The sequence below is a fragment of the Cellulomonas chengniuliangii genome, assembly GCF_024508335.1.
Taxonomy (GTDB): Bacteria; Actinomycetota; Actinomycetes; order Actinomycetales; family Cellulomonadaceae; genus Cellulomonas_A; species Cellulomonas_A chengniuliangii.
The window spans coordinates 1441861-1463762 of sequence record NZ_CP101988.1 but is presented as its reverse complement, the minus strand read 5'-3'; the positions used below and the strand labels follow the sequence as shown (position 1 = coordinate 1463762).

19 protein-coding genes are annotated in these 21902 nt (G+C 74.0%); 2 read left to right on the top strand and 17 right to left on the bottom strand.

Features of this window, described 5'->3' with window-relative positions; all coding sequences use genetic code 11:
• Nucleotides 1–29: 29 nt before the first annotated feature.
• The 11 genes from trpB to NP064_RS06715 form a co-directional block, all read right to left on the bottom strand.
• The gene (gene trpB, locus NP064_RS06765) at nt 30–1310 is read right to left on the bottom strand and encodes a tryptophan synthase subunit beta (RefSeq protein WP_227568865.1); all 1281 of its coding nucleotides are present in this window, start codon (nt 1308–1310) and stop codon (nt 30–32) included.
• Nucleotides 1307–2119, bottom strand: a complete 813-nt coding sequence (gene trpC / locus NP064_RS06760; RefSeq protein WP_227568864.1) for an indole-3-glycerol phosphate synthase TrpC — start codon at nt 2117–2119, stop codon at nt 1307–1309. Before trpC ends, trpB begins: the two co-directional genes overlap by 4 nt.
• Before the next feature lie 123 nt (nt 2120–2242).
• The gene (locus tag NP064_RS06755) at nt 2243–2695 is read right to left on the bottom strand and encodes a DUF4190 domain-containing protein (protein WP_227568863.1); all 453 of its coding nucleotides are present in this window, start codon (nt 2693–2695) and stop codon (nt 2243–2245) included.
• A gap of 42 nt (nt 2696–2737) precedes the next feature.
• Nucleotides 2738–3208 (bottom strand): DUF2752 domain-containing protein, encoded by a 471-nt coding sequence (locus tag NP064_RS06750; RefSeq protein ID WP_227568862.1) that lies wholly within the window; start codon nt 3206–3208, stop codon nt 2738–2740.
• A gap of 8 nt (nt 3209–3216) precedes the next feature.
• Entirely contained in the window at nt 3217–3774 is a 558-nt protein-coding gene (locus NP064_RS06745) for a DUF4190 domain-containing protein (protein ID WP_256813830.1), read from the bottom strand.
• Nucleotides 3775–3965: 191 nt separating this feature from the next.
• Entirely contained in the window at nt 3966–4283 is a 318-nt protein-coding gene (locus NP064_RS06740) for an HGxxPAAW family protein (protein WP_227568860.1), read from the bottom strand.
• Nucleotides 4284–4385: 102 nt separating this feature from the next.
• Nucleotides 4386–5012, bottom strand: coding sequence for a Trp biosynthesis-associated membrane protein (locus NP064_RS06735; RefSeq protein ID WP_227568859.1), 627 nt, complete (start codon nt 5010–5012; stop codon nt 4386–4388).
• A 25-nt stretch (nt 5013–5037) separates the two neighbouring features.
• Nucleotides 5038–6606, bottom strand: a complete 1569-nt coding sequence (locus NP064_RS06730) for an anthranilate synthase component I (RefSeq protein WP_227568858.1) — start codon at nt 6604–6606, stop codon at nt 5038–5040.
• Nucleotides 6603–7064, bottom strand: coding sequence for a phosphoribosyl-AMP cyclohydrolase (gene hisI, locus NP064_RS06725; protein WP_227568857.1), 462 nt, complete (start codon nt 7062–7064; stop codon nt 6603–6605). The genes NP064_RS06730 and hisI overlap by 4 nt, the downstream gene beginning before the upstream one ends.
• A 69-nt stretch (nt 7065–7133) precedes the next feature.
• Complete coding sequence (locus NP064_RS06720; RefSeq protein WP_227568856.1) at nt 7134–8981, bottom strand: ABC transporter ATP-binding protein; 1848 nt, start codon at nt 8979–8981, stop codon at nt 7134–7136.
• Nucleotides 8978–10870 carry an ABC transporter ATP-binding protein gene (locus NP064_RS06715; protein WP_227568855.1) on the bottom strand — a complete coding sequence of 631 codons (1893 nt, stop codon included), beginning with the start codon at nt 10868–10870 and terminating at the stop codon, nt 8978–8980. Before NP064_RS06715 ends, NP064_RS06720 begins: the two co-directional genes overlap by 4 nt.
• Nucleotides 10871–10964: 94 nt before the next feature.
• On the opposite strand from NP064_RS06715, the gene NP064_RS06710 reads away from it, so the two are divergent.
• Entirely contained in the window at nt 10965–11627 is a 663-nt protein-coding gene (locus NP064_RS06710; protein WP_227568854.1) for a TIGR03085 family metal-binding protein, read from the top strand.
• Here the strand turns inward: NP064_RS06710 and hisF are convergent.
• From hisF to NP064_RS06680, 6 genes are all read right to left on the bottom strand, one after another.
• On the bottom strand, nt 11614–12384 hold the full coding sequence (gene hisF, locus NP064_RS06705; protein ID WP_227568853.1) for an imidazole glycerol phosphate synthase subunit HisF: 771 nt from the start codon (nt 12382–12384) through the stop codon (nt 11614–11616). The genes NP064_RS06710 and hisF overlap by 14 nt on opposite strands.
• A gap of 1 nt (nt 12385) precedes the next feature.
• Nucleotides 12386–13261, bottom strand: a complete 876-nt coding sequence (locus tag NP064_RS06700) for an FKBP-type peptidyl-prolyl cis-trans isomerase (RefSeq protein ID WP_227568852.1) — start codon at nt 13259–13261, stop codon at nt 12386–12388.
• Between the two features lie 80 nt (nt 13262–13341).
• The gene (gene pafA / locus NP064_RS06695; RefSeq protein ID WP_227568851.1) at nt 13342–14703 is read right to left on the bottom strand and encodes a Pup--protein ligase; all 1362 of its coding nucleotides are present in this window, start codon (nt 14701–14703) and stop codon (nt 13342–13344) included.
• A 46-nt stretch (nt 14704–14749) separates the two neighbouring features.
• Nucleotides 14750–15472, bottom strand: coding sequence for a proteasome subunit alpha (gene prcA, locus NP064_RS06690; protein ID WP_227568850.1), 723 nt, complete (start codon nt 15470–15472; stop codon nt 14750–14752).
• Nucleotides 15469–16320, bottom strand: a complete 852-nt coding sequence (prcB, locus tag NP064_RS06685; protein ID WP_372456355.1) for a proteasome subunit beta — start codon at nt 16318–16320, stop codon at nt 15469–15471. The genes prcA and prcB overlap by 4 nt, the downstream gene beginning before the upstream one ends.
• A 12-nt stretch (nt 16321–16332) precedes the next feature.
• Nucleotides 16333–16530, bottom strand: coding sequence for a ubiquitin-like protein Pup (locus NP064_RS06680; RefSeq protein WP_227568848.1), 198 nt, complete (start codon nt 16528–16530; stop codon nt 16333–16335).
• A 159-nt stretch (nt 16531–16689) separates the two neighbouring features.
• Between NP064_RS06680 and NP064_RS06675 the strand changes: the two genes are divergently transcribed.
• Nucleotides 16690–21867: an SCO7613 C-terminal domain-containing membrane protein gene (locus NP064_RS06675; protein ID WP_227568847.1), complete on the top strand. Its 5178-nt coding sequence runs from the start codon at nt 16690–16692 to the stop codon at nt 21865–21867.
• The last annotated feature ends 35 nt before the right edge of the window (nt 21868–21902 follow it).

Below are 21902 nucleotides of genomic sequence, written 5' to 3'. Positions count from 1 at the left end.
GTCAGCGCGGTCCGTCGTGTCGAGCACGCTCACAGCTGCACTCCCTCGTCTGACGTCGTGCCGGTCTCGTCGTCGATCAGCCCGAACCAGCGCGCGGCCGTGGCCACGTCCTTGTCCCCACGGCCGGACAGGTTCACCAGGATCACCGGAGCCTGCCCGTCGGGCACGTCCCACGTGGCCGCCTCGGCGCCGAGCCGCAGCGCGCCCGCGAGAGCGTGCGCGGACTCGATCGCCGGGATGATGCCCTCGGTGCGGCAGAGCAGCCGGAACGCGTCCATCGCCTCGGTGTCGGTGACGGGCTGGTAGGACACCCGGCCGATCTCGTTCAGCCACGCGTGCTCGGGGCCGACGCTCGGGTAGTCGAGCCCCGCGGAGATCGAGTGGCTGGGCAGCGTCTGGCCGTCCTCGTCCTGCAGCAGGAAGGACAGCGCGCCGTGCAGCACCCCGGGGGCGCCGCCGCTGAACCTGGCCGAGTGGCGGCCCGAGGAGACGCCCTCGCCACCCGCCTCGAAGCCGAACAGCCGCACCTGCGGGTCGTCGAGGAACGCGTTGAAGATGCCCATCGCGTTCGAGCCGCCGCCCACGCACGCGGCGACGGCGTCCGGAAGCCGGCCGACCTCCTCGGCGAGCTGCTGCTTCGCCTCCTCGCCGATGACCTTGTGGAAGTCGCGGACCATCTCGGGGAACGGGTGCGGGCCGGTGACCGTGCCCAGCAGGTAGTGGGTCGTCTCGACGTTGGCGACCCAGTCGCGCAGCGCCTCGTTGATGGCGTCCTTGAGCGTGCGGGTGCCGATCGCGACGGGGACGACCTCGGCTCCCAGCAGCCGCATCCGGGCGACGTTCAGCGCCTGGCGCCGGGTGTCCTCCTCGCCCATGTACACGGTGCACTCGAGGTCCATCAGGGCGGCAGCCGTCGCGGTCGCCACGCCGTGCTGGCCCGCGCCCGTCTCCGCGATGACGCGCTTCTTGCCCATGCGCTTGACGAGCAGGGCCTGCCCCAGCACGTTGTTGATCTTGTGCGACCCGGTGTGGTTGAGGTCCTCGCGCTTGAGGAACACCCGGGCGCCGCCGCCGACGTGCTCCGCGAACCGCGGCACCTCGGTCAGCATGCTCGGCCGGCCCGTGTACGTGCGGTGCAGGCGCGCGAGCGCCTGCCCGAACGCCGGGTCGGCCAGGGCCTTGTGGTACTCGGTCTCGAGCTCGTCGAGCGCCGCGATCAGCGCCTCGGGCACGAAGCGGCCGCCGAACTGGCCGAAGTACGGTCCCGCGTGCGTGCCCAGCGGGCCGCCCGACAGCTCGGGGGCGCTCACTGCCGCACCGCCCGCAGCGACGGGTGCGCGCCCGCGGCGACCAGGTCTGCCACCGACTCCCGCGGCGCGTCGTCCGTGACGAGGGCCTCCCCCACCAGCACGGTGTCCGCGCCGGCGCGGGCGTAGTCCATGACGTCCAGGGGCCCACGCACCCCGGACTCGGCGATCCGCACGATGCCGGAGGGGATCGCGGGGGCGACCCGGGCGAACGTGTTGCGGTCCACGTCGAGGGTCTTGAGGTTCCGCGCGTTGACGCCGATCACCCGGGCGCCGGCGTCGACCGCGCGCGCGACCTCCTCGGTGTCGTGCACCTCGACCAGCGCGGTCATGCCCAGCGAGTGGACGCGCTCGATGAGCGACGTCAGGACCGTCTGCTCGAGGGCCGCCACGATCACCAGGACGAGGTCGGCGCCGTGGGCACGGGCCTCCCACACCTGGTAGGGGGTGACGATGAAGTCCTTGCGCAGCACCGGGATGTCGACCGCCGCGCGGACCGAGTCGAGGTCGGCGAGCGAGCCGTTGAACTTCCGCTGCTCGGTGAGGACCGAGATGGCGGCGGCGCCGCCCTTCTCGTACTCCGCGGCGAGGGCGGCGGGATCCGCGATCGAGGCCAGTGCGCCCTTGCTCGGGCTCGAGCGCTTGACCTCGGCGATCACGGTCACGGCGTCCTCGACCCGGAGCAGCGACAGGCACTCCTTGGCCTCCGGCGTCCGCGCGGCGCGCTCCTTGAGCGCTGCCAGCGGCGTGGCCGCCTCGCGTGCGGCGAGGTCTTGCCGCACCCCGGCGACGATGTCGTCGAGAACTGTCATGTCTCCCCCTTCGGCGCGCATGTCGCCGTCCGGTCAACGGCCCCACGTCTCGCCATCGTAGAGGCGAGTCCGCGAGGCACCGACAACCGGCCACCTTCTGGACCCTCGCCCCCCGTCAGCAGGTCAGAACGCGTCGCGAAGCCCTTGCACGAATGCGGCCGTCATGCCGAACACCACGACGAGCGCCACGGTCAGCAGAGCACCCAGGACGACCGAGGTCCACCCCAGGACGATCCCCGCGGTCGCGAGGCCGGGGTTGTCCGCCTCGCCCGCCTCCGCGGCGCGCTTGGCCCTGTTGCCAAGGATGATCGCGGGGATGCCGGTCACGAACATGCATCCCAGCACGAACGACACGAGGCCGAGCACGAGCGACCAGACCGCGAGCTCGTTGCGCGGGTACATGAAAGGGCCGCCGGGGTAGTAGCCGCCGGAGCCGGCTCCGTACTGCTGCGCGGGGTGCTGCTGCGCGGGGTACTGCTGCGTTGGGTGCTGCGGCTGGGCCTGGTGCGGGCCCGCCTGGCCCGCGGACGGCTTAGCCGCGCCGTCGTGGGCAGGCGGGGTGGAGCTGACGCTCATCTGACGGGTCCTCGATCTGTGGGGTCGCCAGAGCGTAAGGGCTCAGGGCGCGAGCACGGGAGCCAGCGCGGGGACGTTGCGCAGCACCGAGTACCCGACCACCACCACGAGCAGCGACCACGCGGGCCACAGCCGCGGCTGCTCGCGCGGCGGCACGGGGGCGCCGCGCCATCGGCGGGCCGCCCACCGCGCCCAGAGCACGGCGACCAGCGGGACGGCCAGGACGAGGAGCGGGTTCATCGCCCAGGCGCCGGCCAGGTCGCCATGGGCGAGGTCGTGCGTGGCGCGCAGACCTCCGCACCCGGCGCAGTACAACCCGGTGAGCGCGAGCAGCGGGCACACGCCGTACTCGCCGGGGGTGTGCGGGTCCACGAGGGCGAGCCAGCACGTCGCGCCGGCGATCGCGACGGCGACGGCCCCGGGCGCACGCAGCCGGGTGAGCCGGGCGCGGGGCCCGGACGCAGCGCCGCCCGCCCCCGAGACCGGGAGCGGGCGGTGCTGCGGGCCTGGCATAGGGCGCCTCAGTAACCGGAGGTGCTGCTCATGTCGTTGAGCCAGTCGCTGTAGCCGGCGATCCCGCCGATCGCGATGAAGCCGATGATCGCGATCAGCGTCCACGCGATCGCGATCCAGCCGAGGATGATGCCCGCGGTCGCCATGCCGCCGTTGTTCGCCTCGCCCGCGGCGACGGCCTTCTTGGACTTCGACCCGACGATCACCGCCGGGATGCCGGTGAGGAGCCCGCAGAACAGGAGGCCCACGATGCCGAGCACCAGCGACCAGACGCCGAGGGTGTTCTTGGGGTACCCGTAGCCCTGCTGCGGGTAGCCGCCAGCACCGGGGTACTGGCCGGCGCCCGGGTACTGGGGCGCGCCCGGGTACTGGGGCGCGGGCGGGTACTGCGCCCCACCGGGCTGCTGGGCGCTGCCCGGCTGCTGCGAGTACGGGTCCGACGGGTACTGCGGCGCGGGCGGGTAGCCACCGGGCTGCTGGGCGCCCTCGCCCGACGGGCTCGACGGCTGCTCGGGCTGGTCACCGGCGCCGTACGGGTTCTGCGGCTCGTTCGGGGTCGACATCATGTCTCCTGAGGTCACACCGACGGCACGCACCATCGGTCGGGAACGGTCGTACTCCGGCAGGGCGGTCCACCTGCCGCTCGCGCAGCCTAGTGCCGGTGGGACATCCGCCGCCGCACGACGCGACGTCCGGATGCGAGCCAGCCACTCACGGCGAAGGCGGCCGGGACGAGCGCCTCAACCCACTCGCACTGTCAGTGTGCGCTCTGACCCGCCTGCTTCGCGAGCGTTGCCGCGCCGCCCTGCCCGTGGCCGAGGATCTGCAGGACCTTGCCGACGATGACCCCGAGCACGATGACGCCCATGCCGGCCCAGAAGACCCACGGCGTGGAGAACACGAGCGCGAGGCCCGACATCGTGAAGCCGACGAGCACGAACACCACGAGCGTCCACGAGGCGTTGGTGTGCCCGTGGTTGGTCGGCGGAGTGCTGAGGGGCAGGGTGACCGTCTCCTCGGACGAGGAGCCGGTGGCCCCGTTCCCGGGGCGGCGCTCAACTGTCTGCTCGGCCATGGTGGCAGCTTCTTTCTGGTCAGGGATTCTGCCGGACAGCCTATCCGACCAGCGAGAGCACGCGCGCGGTCCGCCATGCTGGGACGTTGGTCCGGGCCGCGCTCAGGTGGGGTCGTCGCCGCGGGTCAGGGAGTCCCACGCGGCCTGGTCGTCGACCGGGGCGCCCTGCTGCGGGACGGCGGCAGCGACGGCCGGGCTGGCGTGCCTGCGGCTCGGCTGCGGCCACGAGCGGGACAGCGCGGCCAGCACGACGGCGGCGACGACGTCGGCGCAGCCCGCGAGCAGCGCCGCCCACGGCCAGACGGTGATCTCGACAGGCGCCGTGAGCACCCCCACGCCTGTCAGCTCGGCCACGGCGGCCTCAGCGGCCCCCGCGGCGTCCGCGACGGCTCCCGCGGCCGAGGCGACGACCACGGCGCCCGCCGCGGCCACGACCACGACCACGACCCACCGCCCGGCCCGGCCGACCAGGCCGACCGCCGCGGTGGCGGCGAGCAGCACCAGCGCCGCGGCGACGACCCCGGGCGCGGCCTGCGTGCCCGTCACCTCGACCGCCACCTCGCCGTGCAAGGCGCTCGTCCCGGTGCTCCGCAACCACACCGGCAGGGCCGCGCCGGCGGTGAGGGCCGCGAGCAGGACGAGCAGGGCCGCCGCGGGCCCGCGTCCCCGACGGCGGGCCCCAGCCCCGGGCGAGGTCGGCTGACCGGCCACGTCGGCGAGATCGCTCATCGCCCGGCCCCGCCCTGTCGTGCGGTCATGGGCGCACTCCGCGCAGACGCGCGGCCACCTGCACGGCGCGGACCGCTGCGGCCGCCTTGTTGCGCGACTCCTCGTACTCCAGCGCGGGCACCGAGTCCGCGACGATGCCCCCGCCCGCCTGCACGCTGGCACGCCCCCCGCGGATCAGCGCGGTGCGGATGGCGATGGCCATGTCCATGTCGCCGGCCAGGTCGAAGTAGCCGACGGTGCCCCCGTAGATGCCCCGCCTGGCGGGCTCGATCTCATCGATGAGCGCGATCGCCCGGGGCTTCGGGGCGCCTGACAGCGTCCCCGCCGGAAAGGTCGCCATGAGGGTCTGCACCGCTGTGGCGCCCTCGCGCAGCCGTCCCACGACCGTCGAGCAGATGTGCATGATGTGGCTGAAGCGCTTGACCTCCATGAACTCCACCACCTCCACGCTCGCCGGCTCGCAGACCTTGACCAGGTCGTTGCGAGAGAGGTCGACCAGCATCAGGTGCTCGGCGCGCTCCTTGGGGTCGGCGAGCAGCTCGTCGACCAGCCGCCGGTCGTGGTCGGGGTCGGCGCCACGCGGCCTCGAGCCGGCGATCGGGAACGTCACCACCCGCCCGTCGGTGACCTTGACCAGCGTCTCCGGGCTGGAGCCGACCACCGCGAACTCGGCGCCATCGGCGTCCGAGAGCTGCAGGTAGTACATGTACGGGCTCGGGTTGATGGTGCGCAGCACCCGGTAGACGTCGATGGGGTCGGCCGGGCAGTCCAGGTCGAGGCGCTGGGAGAGCACCACCTGGAAGACCTCGCCGTCGCGGATGGCCTCCTGGCCGGCGCGCACCGACGCCTCGAAGTCGGCGCGGGCCGTGCGGAACTCCAGGGCGGGCTCGGGCAGGTCGGCCAGCCCGGCGGCCGCGGGGGGCGCCGGGTGCAGCAGGGCCGCCTGCATGCCGTCGAGCCGCGCGACCGCGTCGGCGTGCGCCTCGTCGACCCGGGCGTCGGTGTCGTCGAAGTTGATCGCGTTGGCGACCAGCCACACCGAGCCGTCGTGGTGGTCGACCACGGCCAGGTCGCTCACCAGGCACATCGTCAGCTCGGGCACCCCGAGCTCCTCGGGCGCGCGCGCGGGCAGCGTCGGCTCCCAGTGCCGGACGACGTCCCAGCCCAGGGCGCCCACCAGTCCACCGGTCAGCGGGGGCAGGCCGGGCACGGCGGGCGTGCGCAGCACCTCGAGCGTCTGGGCGAGCACCTCGACGGGGTCGCCCTCGAGGGGGACCCCCACCGGGACGTCGCCGTGCCACACGGCCCTGCCGTCACGGGAGGTCAGGGTCGCGCGCGAGCGCACACCGATGAACGAGTAGCGCGACCAGGCGCCGTCGGACTCGGCCGACTCGAGGATGAACGTGCCGGGCCGCCCCTGCGCCAGGGTGCGGTAGAGCCCGACCGGGGTGACGTCGTCCGCGAGCAGGCGCCGCACCACGGGAACGACGCGGCGCCCGGCGGCGAGGGCCCGGAACTCGTCGACCCTGGGCCACGTCGCGCCCCAGGGGACCTCGACGCCTGTCATCTCGGTGGGGAGGGCGGGGGCGCTCATCGGGCTCCTCGAGTGTCGGGCTGGCCGGGAAGGGACTCATCGCCGCTGGGGGCAGGACGGCTGCCGACGACGGCGGAGAGGTCCCCGCCCGCCTCGAAGCAGGTCCGGGCGCCGGTGTGGCACGCAGCCCCGACCTGGTCGACGCGCACGAGCAGGGCGTCGCCGTCGCAGTCCAGGCTCACGGACTTCACGAACTGCGCGTGGCCGGAGGTGTCGCCCTTGCGCCAGTACTCCTGGCGCGAGCGGCTCCAGAACGTCACCCTGCCGGAGGTCAACGTGCGGTGCAGCGCCTCGTCGTTCATCCACCCGACCATGAGCACTTCGCCGGAGTCGTGCTGCTGGACCACGGCGGCGACCAGGCCAGCCGGGTCGCGCCGGAGGCGGGCCGCGACGGCCGGGTCCAGGCCGGTCTCCGGGGCGGGGACGGCGTCGGGAGAGTTCGGGGTCGAGTCGGGCACCCCTGGATCTTCCCACGCGGGTCCGAGCGCCCGCCGAGGGGTCCGACGCCCGGACGCCGGGCCGGCGCCTCAGCGGGTCTGCGACACCCAGCTGGCGTGCATCGCCGCGTAGGCGCCGCCGCGCGCGACGAGCTCCGCATGGGATCCCACCTCGACGACGTGGCCCGCGTCGACCACGACGACGAGGTCGGCGGCCTCAGCGGTGGACAGCCGGTGGGCGATCGTCAGGGTGCTGCGGCCGTGGGTCAGGGAGCGCAGCGCCCGGGCGATCCGCACCTCGGTGGCCGGGTCCACCGCGGAGGTGGCCTCGTCGAGCACCAGCAGGTCGGCGCCGGCCAGGTAGGCCCGGGCGAGCGCCACGAGCTGCCTCTCCCCCGCCGAGAGCGACTCGCCGCGCTGGCCCACTGGCGTGCTCAGGCCTTGGGGCAGCTCCGCGAGCCAGTCGCCCAGCCCGAGCTCCTCGAGCGCGTCGCGCGCCGCCGGCTCCCACACCTCGCGTGCCGGCGCGTCGACGCCGCGCAGACCGAGCGCGATGTTCTCCCCGAGCGTGGTGTCGAACAGGAACCCCTCCTGGGGCACCATGACCACCCGCTCGCGAAGGTTCGCGACCCCGATCTCGCGCACGTCCACGCCGTCGATCAGCACCTGGCCGGAGGTCGGGTCCATGAGGCGTCCGACGAGCTTCGCGATCGTCGTCTTGCCCGACCCTGTCGCGCCCACCACGGCCACCGAGGTCCGCGCCGGCAGCTCCAGGTCCACGCCATGCAGCACCGGCGGGCCGCCTGGGTAGGCGAATCCCACGTCGCGAAGCGTCACCGCCGCGGGGCCGCGCGGCGACCGCGGCGCGTCCGGGCCGGCGTCGACCACGCTCACCGGGGTCTCGATGACGGCCAGGACGCGCCGCCAGCCCGCGACCGCGTTCTGCAGCTCGTTGAGCACCTCGGTCGCCATCTGGACGGGACCGGTGAAGAGCTGCACGAGGAACAGGAAGGCGAGCAGTTGCCCGACGCTCAGGTCGCCCGCGAGGCCCAGGTGGGTCCCGCCGACGACCACCGCGGCGAGTACCAGGTTCGCCACCAGGACGCCGCTGGAGAAGACGAGGGCGACGGTGTTCTGCGCCCGCACCATCGCGTTCCGCGTGCCCCGCACCGCGCGGTCGATCTTGCGCTGGGTCCGCGCCTGCACGCCGTAGGCCCGGATGGTCTCCGCGCCGACGACGGCCTCGGAGATGGCGCCGAGCATCGCGCCGATCTGCTCGCGCACCGCCGTGTACGCCGCGTTGACCCGCTTCTGCAGGGGCCGCAGGGCGACCAGCAACGGGAGGAAGCAGAGCCAGACCAGGATCGTCAGCTGCCACGAGTACACGGCCATGAGCACGGTCGCGACGGTGAGCTGCAGCAGCGAGACGAGCAGCATGATGCCGCCCCACTGGACGAACATCGAGATGGTGTCGACGTCCGAGGTGACCCGGGAGACGAGAGAGCCGCGCCGCTCGGTGTTCTGGGTGAGGACGGACAGGTCGTGCACATGCCGGAACGCCCGGGTGCGCAGGGCCAGCAGGCCCCGCTCGCTGGCCCGGAACAGCCGCACGTTGACGACCGCGGAGCACGCCGCGCCGGCCAGCAGGCCGGCCACCGCCAGCGCCACGAGCGTGACGACGCGACGCACGTCGGGTCCGCCGGCGGACAGGATCCCGGAGTCGATGGTCTGCTGCACGGCGATCGGGACCACGATGCGCCCCGACGCCGCGGCCAGGGCCAGCAACAAGGTGAGCGTGATGCCGTCGAGCAGCTCGGGTGAGACCTGCACGCCGCGGCGCAGCGTCCCCCACACCCCGAGCGTCGAGGCGCCGATCCCGCCGGCGTCCGCGCTGGCAGGCCGTGCGGGTTTGGCCTTCTCGGTGGTGGTGGTGCTCATCGTCCGCCTCCGGTCGTCTGGTCGGCGGCAGCGTCATCGAGCTCCGCGGCGCGCCGCGCCGTCTCCTGCTCGTAGGCAGTCGCCAGCTCGCGGTAGCCGGGGTCACGGGCGAGCAGCTCGGCGTGCGTGCCCCGGTCGACGACCTTGCCGCCCTCGAGGTGCACCACCTCGTCGGCGAGGCTCACCGACGACATCCGGTAGGCGACCATCAGCACCGTCGGCGCGAACGCCGTGCCCGCGGGCGTGGCCCCTGCGCGCAGGCCGGTGAGGATCTGCTGCTCGACGCCGGGGTCGACCGCCGACGTGGCGTCGTCGAGGACCAGCAGCCGGGGGCGCCGGACGAGCGCCCGGGCCAAGGCGAGCCGCTGGCGCTGGCCGCCCGACAGGTTCGAGCCGCGCTCGCCGAGCGGGGCGTCGAGCCCGCCTGGCAGCGCTCGGACGACGTCGTCGACCCGTGCGAGCCGCAGCGCCGCCCACACCTCGTCGTCATTCGGGGCGCCGGGCTCGTCGACGTCGGCCAGCGTCACGTTTGCGCGCACGGTGTCCTCGAACACGAAGGTCGTCTGTGCCACGAGCGCCACCTGCGAGGTGATGGCGTCGGCGCGCAGCGTGCGCAGGTCGTGCCCGTCGATCTCGACCACCCCGCTGGACGGGTCCACGAGCCGGCTCAGCATCGAGGCGAGCGTCGTCTTGCCGGCGCCGGTGGGCCCCACCAGCGCGACGGTGCGGCCGGGCGCGAGCTCGAGGTCGACGCCGGTCAGGAGCTCGGCGCTGCCGCTGCCCACCGGCACGCTCACCCCCACGTCGCGCAGCGTCACCCGGGCGCCGGCCGTGGACGGCTCGAGCGTGCCGTCGCCGGGCTCCAGGGTGCTGCGCGCGTCGAGCACGCGCGCGACCCGGTCGTGGCCCACGAGCGTGCGCGGCAGGTCGCCCAGCACCCAGCCGAACGCCCGCACGGGCACGGCCATCAGCGTCAGCAGGTAGGCGGCGGAGACGATGTCGCCGGGCCCCACGGCGCCGTCGGCGGCGCGGACCGTGCCGACCAGCAGGACGAGCAGGGTGCCGAGGCCCGGGAGCATGTCGATCACCGGGTCGAAGAACGCGCGGATGACGCCGACGCGGATGTTCGCGTCGCGCAGGGTCTGCGCACTGGCGGTGAAGCGCCGCTCCTCGCGGTCCTCGGCGCCGAGGGACTTGACCAGCAGGGCGCCCTCGAAGCTCTCGTGCGCGATGTCGGAGACCTCGGCGCGCAGCTGCTGCGCGCGGGTGACGGCCGGCGACATCTTGCGCTCGAAGACCACGTTCGCGGCGAGCGCGAGCGGCAGGACGACCAGGGCGGCGAGCGCGAGCCACAGGTCGGTGCGCAGCAGCTGCACCGCCGCGACGCCGATCATCACCACCACGCCGAGCGCGAAGGGCAGCGGGTTGAACACCGACGTCGCGGCCTCGACGTCCGCGTTGGCGTTCGACAGGAGCTGGCCGGTGGGGTGGCGGCGGTGCCAGGGCAAGGGCAGGCGCAGGTACTGACGGGTGACCCGGGTGCGGAACCCGGCCTGCTGATCAGCCACGCCGATCCCCGCGAATACCCGACGGCCGGCGACGCTCAACGCCAGGGTCACCGCCACGGCGGCGAGCGCGAGGCCGGCCAGCCAGATCCGCGAGCGGGCCTCCGCCGATCCGCCGAGGGCCGGGACCACGACATCGTCCGTCACGATGCCCAGCACCGTGCTCACCGCCACGGTCGAGGCGCCGAACACCGCCGAGGCGCCGATCGCGAGGACGTACGTGCGCGGCTGGGAGGCGATGCCACGCCACAGCAGGAGGACAGATCGTCGGGCGAGGGATCCGGTCAGCGCCACCTGACGCGGTGGTGCGGGGCGCGCGGGCACGACTGTCCTTCCAACCGGCGGGCGGGGTCTGAGGATCCTCTCACGCGGCGCCGACACCGACCCGGAAGGCCTGCTGGCGTGGGACGATGCGCGGATGACGTCGTGGCACGCGCTGGAGCGCGCAGACCTGGTCCGCTCACTGTCCGAGGCGGGGCCGGACGCGCCGACTCTGTGCGAGGGATGGCGTGGCCGCCACCTCGCCGCCCACGTGGTGCTGCGGGAGCGCTCGCTGCTCGTGCCGGTCGGCGGTGGGCGGCTCGCCGAGCGGTCCGATCAGGCGATCGAGGACGCCGCCGCGCGGGCCGCCACGGCCGACGGGTTCGACGCCCTCGTCGCGCAGATCGCGGAGGGCCCTCGCCGGTGGCACCCGCTGTCGTGGGCGGCCGAGCTGGCGAACGTGCTGGAGTTCTTCGTGCACACCGAGGACGTGCGCCGCGGCGCGGGCCAGATCGAGCCCCGCGCGCTGGACCCGGAGCGCGTCGAGGCGCTGTGGGGCCACCTGCTGCGCATGGCCCCCCTCGCCTACCGGCGCGCGGGCGCGGGGGTCGTGCTCGTGCGGCCCGACGGCGTCCGACGCGCGGTGCGCCGGCCCACCGGCGACCAGGGCGCCGTGGTGGTCCGGGGCGAGGTGGGCGAGCTGGTGCTGCACGCCTTCGGTCGCGGGGCCCGGGCCGACGTGGCCGTCGAGGGCGATCCCCTGTCGGTCGAGGCCCTCCAGGGCGCGTTCCCGGGCGGTGGCGCGACTACCGGACGGTGATCCCGACCGCCCGCAGGTGGTCCTTGACCTGGCCGACCGTCAGCGCGCCGAAGTGGAACACGGAGGCCGCGAGCACCGCGTCCGCGCCGGCACGCGCCGCCTCCGCGAAGTGCTCGACGGTTCCCGCTCCCCCGCTGGCGATCAACGGCACGCGGACCTCGCGCCGCACGTCGCGCAGCATGTCCAGGTCGAAGCCGCCCGTGGTGCCGTCGGCGTCCATCGAGTTGAGCAGGATCTCCCCGGCCCCGAGCTCCGCGGCGCGAGCCGCCCACTCGACGGCGTCGATCCCGGTGCCGGTCCGGCCCCCGTGGGTCGTCACCTCGTAGCCCGAGTCGGTGCGCGTGCCACCGGTGACCCGGCGCGCGTCGACCGAGAGCACGAGCACCTGGCTGCCGAATCGCTCGGCGATCTCGGCGATCAGCTCCGGGCGCGCGATCGCCGCGGTGTTGACGCCCACCTTGTCCGCGCCGGCGCGGAGCAGCCGGTCCACGTCGTCGGTCGAGCGGACGCCGCCGCCGACCGTCAGCGGGACGAAGACCTCCTCGGCGGTGCGGCGCACCACGTCGTACGTGGTCTCCCGGTTGCCGGAGGATGCGGAGACGTCCAGGAAAGTCAGCTCGTCGGCGCCCTCGGCGTCGTAGCGGTGCGCGAGCTCGACGGGGTCGCCGGCATCGCGCAGGTTCTCGAAGTTGACCCCTTTGACGACACGGCCCGCGTCCACGTCCAGGCACGGGATGACCCGCAGCGCGACACCCATGTCAGCCACCCGTCCCGGCGCCCGAGGCGGGGCCCGTCGCGAGGATGTCGATCACGAAGACGATGGTCTGGCCGGCGAGCTCCTCGCTGTCGGTCGCGCCCATCGGGTAGGTCGGGGGCACCACGAGCATGACCTGGCTGCCCACCGGCTGCTCCACGAGCTCCGACCACACGGCGACGCTCTCGAGCGGGAAGATGGCGGGCACGCCGTTCTCCCACGTCCCGTCGAAGCCCTCGCCGGTCGACCACGCGAAGCCTGTGTACTGCACCGTGATCGAGTCGCCGGCGGCGACCTGCTGCCCCATGCCCCGCAGCAGCGGCTGGATCACCAGGTCCGTGGGGGGATCGACGGCAGGCGGCGTGATCGACGGCGCCCCGTTCTCGGCCAGCGTCACGGCCGGCAGGTCCTCGCGCGGAGGAACCGGCTCCCCGTCGGCGCGGGTGTTCAGCACATCGATCACGGTGACGGTCGGGTAGTTGGCCGAGCCGCTCCCCGGCGCCGGGCTCATCTGCACGAGGCGCGCGCCGACCCGTTGTCCGCGGAGCATCTCGTAGAGGTCCTTGCCCAGGTCCTCGGCGGTCAGCACCCGCGGCGTCGGGTTCGAGGAATAGCTCTCGGTCACGACGCTCGCGTCGGTGGCGTTCTCGAGCCAGAAGTCCACCAGCACGGGGCTGCCCTCGACGAGCTCAGGGCCGGTGCCTGGCCAGACCTCCTGGGTCAGCGTCTCGCTGACCGCCAGGGGGGTGCGGTACGTCACCGTCGGCTTCTCGCCGGGATTCCCGGAGACCACCACCTCGGGCGGCTCGTCCGGCGATGACACACACCCTGTGAGCAGCAGCATCGCGGCAGCGAGGCACGCGACAACCTGACGTCGCACAGTGTTCCTTCCGTCGTGAAATCCGCACCCACTGTACGGGGCGGGGCGTTAGAGCCCCGAGCAGGGTCCACGACGACGCGTCACATCGACTCGATGAGCCGCTCCACCCGCTCGTCGACGTTCCGGAACGGGTCCTTGCACAGCACCGTCCGCTGCGCCTGGTCGTTGAGCTTGAGGTGCACCCAGTCGACCGTGTAGTCGCGCCGGGCCTCCTGTGCCTTCCGCACGAAGTCGCCGCGGAGCTTCGCCCGGGTGGTCTGCGGCGGCACAGCGGTGGCCTCGAAGACTTCCAGGTCCGTGGTGACGCGCTCGACCAGCCCGCGGGCGGCCAGCAGGTTGTACAGGCCCTCGGTGCGGGAGATGTCGTGGTAGGCCAGGTCGAGCCGGGCCACCCGCGCGTCCGAGAGGTCCAGGCCGTGCTTGGCGCGGTAGCGCTCGATCAGGCGGTACTTGATCACCCAGTCCAGCTCGCGCTCGACCAGGGCCAGGTCCCCGGTGCGCAGCGCCACCAGGCCGCGCTCCCACAGGTCCACCACCTGCTTGACCACCGGGGTGGGGCCCACCTCGCTGTCCACGAAGTCCTTGACCCGAGCCAGGTACTCCTCCTGGAGCTCGACCGCCGTGACCGTGCGCCCGTTGGCCATCACCACGGGACGGGTCCCCGTCATGTCGTGGCTGATGTCGCGGATGGCGCGGATCGGGTTCTCGAGCGCCATGTCACGCATCGGAACGCCCGCCTCGATCATCCGGAGGATGAGGTCGGTCGAGCCCACCTTGAGCATGGTCGTCGTCTCGGACATCGACGAGTCGCCCACGATCACGTGCAGCCGGCGGTAGTGCTCCGCGTCGGCGTGGGGCTCGTCACGCGTGTTGATGATGGGCCGCGAACGGGTCGTGGCGCTCGAGACGGCCTCCCAGATGTGGTCGGCGCGCTGCGAGAGGCAGTAGACGGCGCCGCGAGGGGTCGTCAGCACCTTGCCGGCGCCGGTGAGGACCTGCCGGGTGATGAGGAACGGCACCAGCACGTCGGAGAGTCGCGCGAAGTCGCCCTGCCGCCGCACCAGGTAGTTCTCGTGGCAGCCGTAGGAGTTGCCCGCCGAGTCGGTGTTGTTCTTGAACAGGTGGATCCGCCCGCTCAGCCCTTCGTGCTCGAGCCGCTGCTGGGCGTCCTGCACGAGGCCCTCGAGGATCCGCTCGCCGCCCCTGTCGTGCGCCACGAGCTGTCGCACGTCGTCGCACTCGGCGGTGGCGTACTCCGGGTGCGAGCCGACGTCGAGGTACAGCCGCGACCCGTTGCGCAGGAACACGTTGGACGAGCGGCCCCAGGAGACGACCTTGCGGAACAAGTACCTGGCGACCTCGTCCGCGGACAGCCCGCGCCCGTCATCCGACGCGCACGTCACGCCGTACTCGGTCTCGAGCCCGAAGATCCGACGGTCCATGGTTCGCCCCCCTGTGGTCAGACTGGCTTGCGCGCGAGCTGAGGGCTCACGCGGGCGGCGGCGCCACCGCGAGCAGCTCCTCGAGCAGCGAGCTGGTCAACCGGCGGAATGCCCGCCGGGGCCGTGTCCGGTCGAGCACCGCGACCTCGAGCTGGCTGGCGGCGATGGCCCGCGGCTCGCCCTGCTCGCCCTCGCCGGCCGATCCCAGTACCCGGACGGCCACGGACAGCACCTCTGGGAGCGACATCCCCGCGCGCCACTCCTCGGCGAGCACGGTGCCGAGCCGCTCGGCCTGGCCCCCCATGACCACGTGCCCGTACCCGTGCTCGTCAGCCACCGAGCCGTCGTAGGACAGCCGGTAGATCTGGTCCCCCGCAGGGCTGTCCCCCACCTCCGCGACCACGAGCTCGACCTCGAGCGGCTTGGACTCGGTGGTGAACACCGTGCCGAGGGTCTGCGCGTACGCGTTCGCCAGCCCTCGCGCGTTGACGTCCTTGCGGTCGTAGGAGTACCCGCGCAGGTCGGCGTAACGCACCCCGGCGACCCTCAGGTTCTCGAACTCGTTGTACTTGCCGACCGCGGCGAACGCGATGCGGTCGTAGATCTCCGAGATCTTGTGCAGGGCGCGCGATGGGTTCTCTGTCGCGAATGCGATGCCGTCCTCGTACTGCAGCACCACGACGGACCGACCGCGGGCGATCCCCTTGCGGGCGTAGTCCGCCCGATCCTTCATGAGCTGCTCGGGCGAGACGTAGAACGGCATGCTCATCGGTCGATGCCCCCTGTCTCGCGGCGGTCACGTCGGTGCTCCGCGCGACGCTCGTCCAGCACGTCCTCCACGATGCGCCCCAACTCGTCCTGCGGCACCCGGACGTATCCGGCGGCGGTCACGCTCGCGACCACCGGGAAGATCCGGCGGGACTCGTCCGGGCCACCGGTGGCCGAGTCGTCGTCCGCCGCGTCGACCAGCGCGCCGACGGCGACCCGCACGGCCGCGGTGGCCTCGAGGCCGGGCCGCCACAGCTTCTTGAGCGAGCCACGGGCGAACACGGACCCCGACCCGACCGAGTGGTGGTCGCGCTCCTCGTACCTGCCGCCGGTCACGTCGTACGAGAAGATCCGTCCCACGCCCCGGTCCAGGTCGTAGCCCGCGAAGAGCGGGACGACCGCCAGGCCTTGCATGGCCAGTCCCAGGTTGCCCCGGATCATCGTGGACAGCCGGTTGGCCTTGCCGTCGAGCGAGAGCAGCGTGCCCTCGATCTTCTCGTAGTGCTCGAGCTCGAGCTGGAACAGGCGGACGAGCTCGACGGCGAGCCCGGCGGTCCCCGCGATGCCCACGGCGGAGAACTCGTCCGCGGGGAACACCTTCTCGATCTCCCGGTGGGCGATCATCGAGCCCATCGTGGCGCGGCGGTCCCCCGCCATCACGACGCCGCGGTCGAAGGCCAGCGCGACGATCGTGGTCCCGTGCGGGGTGGCCGGGGCCTCACCCCCGGTGAGGTCCCGCATGCCAGGCAGCAGTGTGGGCGCGTGCCCTTGCAGGAAGTCGACGAACGACGAGGAGCCCGGCGTCATGAACGCGCCCGGCAACCTCCCCGGGGAGGCAGCGTGGTCCATGCCCATCGGCGCTCACTGACCGCCCTTCTGCACGAACCCGCGCACGAACTGCTCCGCATTGGACTCCAGGACCTCGTCGATCTCCTCGAGGAGGGCGTCGACCTCGGCGTCGCGGGTCTGGGCCGCAGGCGCCGACGGCGTGGGGACCTCCGGGCCGTCGACCGGCTCGTCCTCGTCGCGGCGGACCCGACCATGTTCCTGACCAGCCATCGTGACCTCCCGGTGTGCTGAGCGAGTCGTGCTGCTCCCACACTAGGCCCTGCCCCGCACCCGGTCCGACTGAAGCGGTCCACCCTGCGGACAGCCCCGCAGACGACGCCTGTGGAATACCCGCACAGCGGGCCCCCGGCGTGCGCCACGATGTGCCACATGCCCTCACCGCAGCGCCCTGACCAGCCACGCGACCTCATCGAGGTGGCTCGCGGGGCGCTGGCCAACGCCACCGCCTGCCCGTCCTGCGGGGCCTGGCTCACGACGGGCACATGCGACGCGTGCGGCCTCGATCTGACGGGCCCGGCCGGGCGCCGCCTCTGGGACCTCTCGCAGGAGGCCATCGGCGCGCTCGACCGCCGGGCCGAGCACCTCGACGAGATGCGGGCCGAGCAGCATCGGCGCCGTGCCGCCCGCGCCGCCCAGCTGGCGCCCGCCTCGGCCGCTGCGGTGGCCTCGCCAGCGGCGTGGGCCACCCCGTCACTGCCGGCGCCTCTGCCGTCCGTCGTCGCGACGGCCCCCTCGCCGACTCCCCCGCCGCCGTCGTCCTCCTCTGGCCCGCCCATGCCGGTGCGCCCGACCTCCTCGCATCCGGCCACTCCCCCGTTGGCGCCAGCGCCCGCACGGGCGGCGTGGCGCGTCCAGACTGTGCTCCAGGTGCTCGGCGCCCTCCTCATCGCCGCCGCCTGCGTCGTGTTCCTGCTCTTCAGCTGGGGATGGCTGGGCCTGGTCGGCCGTGCGGCTGTCATCGGGGTCGGCACCGTCGTGGTGTTCGTCGCCGCGTCAGCCCTGCGACGGGCGCGACTGGGGTCGAGCGCCGAGGCTGTGGGCGGCATCGGCACGGTGATGCTCCTGCTCGACGCGTGGGCCGTGCACGCCACCGGGCTCGTCGCCCCGAGCAGCGGCGCGTTGTACGCAGGCGCCGCGTGCCTGGTGTGCGCGCTGCTACTCGGGGCCTGGGGACACCTGGCTCGGATCAGGACCGGCGCCGCCGTGGCCGCGGTGCTGCTCCCCGTGGCGCCGGTGCTGCTGGCCCCACTCCTGCCGGGGCACACCGCATGGCTCCTCGCCGGGAGCGCGCTGCTCGCCTCGTCGCGCTTCGCGATGCGCGTCACCGCCGCAGCCGGCGGCCACCCGCCCGGCACGGCGCGGGACGGCGAGCGGGTGCGGGGATGGAGCGGCCTCGAGCGCGGGATCATGGCGTGCGTCGCCTGGATGGCGACTGGCTCGGCGACAGTCGTCGCCGCGATCGACGTGCTGCGATCCCCGGCGGCCCCGATGTCCCCGGTCGCGGCGCTCCTCGTGCTCGCCATGCTCGCCGCACTTCAGGGCCGCTGGTCTCGTGGCGGGCATCCGCGCGGCGCGCTGGCGTGGGAGACGACGGCGGGCGGGCTGCTCGCGCTGGGCGTCGCGGCGATGGGCGTCCGCACAGGGCTCCCGGCCGACGTCTTGTGGGCGTGGGGGCCGGTCGGCGCAGCGGCTGTCACGATCAGCCTCTCCCGGGCTCACAGGCCGCAGGCGGGGAGGCGGCCGGTGGGCGAGACCCCGGCTCACGCGGAGCCCAACGACCCTGCGGACGTCGGCGCGGCACTGGGCGGCACGCCCCCGAAGGCGCCTGCGTCGGCCGGTCACGCGACGCGGGGCGCCCTCGTCGTCACCCTGCTCCTTGCCACGCCCTCGGCGGTGATGCTCCTCTCAATGCTCGGCGCGCTGCTCTTCGACGCGCGCCTGCTGCCGCGTCCCCTCGCGGCGACGGCGATCGTCGTGGGCGCGTTGTCGCTCCACGCGGCGACGACTTTCGCCTCGCCGTGGCGCGCAGCCAGGACGGGCAGCGCATGGGCCACGGCGCTCGCCGTGCTGGTGCTGCCCGGCCTGGTCGTCTCCAGTCGGCCGGGGACGGGCGCCGTCGGCCTCGTGCTCATGCTCGCCGGTGTGGCCGCCCTCGCCCATGTCGCGGACGGGGCGGGCCTGCGCCTCGACGGCGACGGTCGAGCGCCCCTGCGCGCGCTGGTCATGCTCGCGCCCGCGGTGGCGCTCATCGGGTCGCGCGACGCCCTGACGGCCGGCCTCGCACTCCTCGCCTGTGCGGTCGCTGGCGGGGTCGCGCGTCGATGGGCGTCTGGCCGGCCAGCGGCTCGGGCGGCGCTGCTCGCCGCCTCGCTCGCGCTCCTGTGGCTGGGCTGCACAGTCCTCCTCGCAGAGTGGCTCACGGTCGGGACGGCGGCGGCGGCCCTCGCCGTGCCGCTGCTGACGGCCGTCGTCACCATGGCACTGGCGCGCCGGTCGTCGTGGACCCGCGCCGACTGTCTCTCGGCTCTGAGCCTCGCGGCGGCGATCTCCGTCATCGGATGGACATGGGGCGCCCTCACCCTGCCTGCTCGACCCGCCGGGCTCGACCGCGCGACGCTCGTCGCCGTCACCGCCACCGCGGCACTCGCCGCGGTGGCCATGGCCCGGCGCGGCCGATCCGCACTCGGGCCGCTATGGCAGGTGGCCGCGGCCGGGGCGTGCGGCGTGCTGATGCCGGGGACCCTCCTCACCCTGTCGATGGCGACCCGTGGCTCCCTGCCTGGCGTGTCCCTGCCCGTGGTGGTCACGGCCGCCGCGGGAGCCTGCGTCCTCCTCGCCGGGCTGATGGCCGCCGGCCACGAGGACGCGCGCCGTGCTGCCGAGGTCACAGCGTGGGCGATGGCGGGCACCCAGCTGCTCGCGGCCGCCGCCACTGTCGGAGACGAGGGTGGCGCCGGGGGCCTGGCGCTGACAGTGGTGGTCGCGGCTGTGGTGGCGGGCGCGTGGTCGCTGCGACCCGACCGCCAGTGGGCCCGATGGTGGGCGCTCGGCCTCGGCGTCACGGCGACGTGGGTGCTTCTGCTGCACGGCGGCGTGGGCGTCCCCGAGGCGTATGTGGCCCCGACAGGGGCCGTCCTCCTCGTCGTGGCGCTGCGCCGCCGTCGCCTGGGCGGAGACGACGACGTCCCCCTGCTCGCCTCAGGGCTAGCACTGGCGACACTGCCGACTGCTCTGCTCGGCGGGAGCCTCCCACTCTGGGACCTGCCCCGCCCCGCGCTCGCGCTGGGCGCTGGGGCCGTGCTGGTCGCCTGCGGGACATGGAAGAAGCCGACTCCCGCCCTCGCCGGCCCGCGTCGTGACGTGCTGCTGTGTCTGGCTGCGCTCGTGCTCCTCGTCGGCCCGACGTGGCATGCCGCGGTCGCCGCCCTCCACGCGCAGCAGGGCTTGCCCGACGTGGAGCCCTGGTCACTGCCGGCAGCGGCCCTGATCAGCCTCGCCTGGTGGCGGCTCACCACCGCGACCTCCGTCAGCCGTCGCGCGGCAGTGGTCGTCGGGCTGCCAGTCATAGCCAGCGCGGCGGCCATTCCCAGCCTGATGGCTGTCGACACGTCGACGCTCGGAGTCGCTCGCTGGTCCCTGGTGTTCGCCGCGTGCGCCATGCTCGCCCTCCGGGGCGCGATGCGGGGATCCTGGCGCACGCCGGGTGGCATCGCGACAGTGCCGGTGGGCCTCGCGCTCGCCGGGCTCGCGGCGCTGACGGGGTCCGCATCCGCCTCCACACTCTGGGACATCCCCTTCTCGCTGCTCGGGCTGTTGCTCGTCGTCAGCGGCGCACTGCTGCTCCGCGGCGGGGCCCGGGATGCCTCGTGGCTCAGCGTGGGCGGGCTCCTGCTCCTGCCGACGGCGCTCCAGGGCGACGCGTGGCGGATGCTCGCCGCCCTCCTGGTCGGCGCTGCGCTGGTCGCCGCGGCCACACGACTCGGCCGTCCTTCGGCCTCGCGCCTGACCGTGCTCGTCGGTGGCGCGCTGGTGCTCGCCGGGCCCGCGCGGTCAGCGGCCATCGCGGCGCTCGGGCCTCACACACCGTCCGCGGTCGACATCGAGCTGTGGACGATCGCCGCCAGCGGCGTGATCGTCGCCGCCACCCGCGCGCTGCGCCGCGCCGACGACGGCCGGAACGCCCAGGCCGTCACGCAGATCGCGCCGTGGCTGGTCATGCTCGTGCTCGTGCTTCCCACCGCGCTCGCGGTGGGGCCCGACATGCCCGGCGTCCTGCGCTGGGCCTGCGTCATGTGCGCTGGAGCGGCGACAGCGTGGTGGGCGGCGTGGTCGCCGCCCGCTGGTGGCCGGGCCGCCCAGCTCGTCGCGATCGGGGTCGCCGCCTGCGCGCTGGCGACTCCAGGCGCGCTCCAGCATGGCGTCCTCCCGAGCGTGGAGCTTCCGCTGGTGGCATGCGGGGTCGTCGTCACCGTCACCGGAGCGCTGTGGGCGTCCAGTGGACGCGCGGGCGGCGGGTGGCTGGTGGTCGGCCCGCCATTGCTCGCGTGCCTTGCGCTGGGCCCGGCCGCTGGCTGGCGGGGGCCCCTCGCACTCGCTGCTTCCACGGTGCTGATCGTCGCGGGCGCACTGATGCTGTCCAGGCGAGATGACGACCGGGCGGCGCGGGCAAGCGCCGGTCCGTTGCTCGGCGCGGCCTTGCTGTCCGTCCTCGTCGCTGTGCGCCACGCCGCGGTTCCCGCGGCGGGCAGAGCAGACGGGGTGGCCCCTGGAGTCGGCGACGTCGAGGTGTGGTCGCTGCCGGGTGGCACGCTCCTCGCCCTCACGCTGATCCTGGCCGCTCGGCGGTGGCCGTTCACGGCCAGCGGGCCACGACAGTGGGGGCTTCCGCTGCTGGCCGCCGTGACGCTGGCGCCGAGCGTGCTGGCCGTGGACGGGACCAGCGCCGGATCGTTCCGGGCCTTGGCCGTGCTGACTGCCGGGAGCGCTCTGGCCCTCGTCGTGAGCGTGCGTGTGGAGGCAGGCGCGGCACGAGGGCGCGCGATAGCCACCGGCGTCGTCAGCGCCAGTGTCGCGGCGGCAGCGGGCGCGGCGTCGGCCTCGGCCTCGGGTGTGCCCGCTGACGTCTATGTCGTGCTCCTGGGCGTCGTGGTGCTGGCCCTGGGCGTGGTCCGGTTGCGACGTGACACGGACGCGCACAGCTGGGCCACGTTGACGATCGGGCTGGTGCTGATGCTCGTAGTGCCGTTCGCCACCGCATGGGCCAGCCCCACCATGTGGCGCCTGCTGCTCGTCACCGTGGGCGCCCTCCTCGCGGTGATCGCGGGCGCTGTGTTGCGCTGGCAGGCGCCGTTCCTGCTGGGCGGCCTCGTGCTGGGCGCGGTCGCGCTGATCCAGGCATCCCCGGCGGCCGTCGCCGCGATGCGGGTCGTCGAGTGGTGGGCGGTGCTCGCATTCGGCGGAGCACTTCTCCTCGGACTCGGCCTGACGTACGAGCGCCGCCTGCGGGAGGCCCGCGACGCCGTGCGCTTTGTCGGGGCGATGCGCTGACGGCGTGCTGCGGCGGTCGTCGTGCGACCCCATGC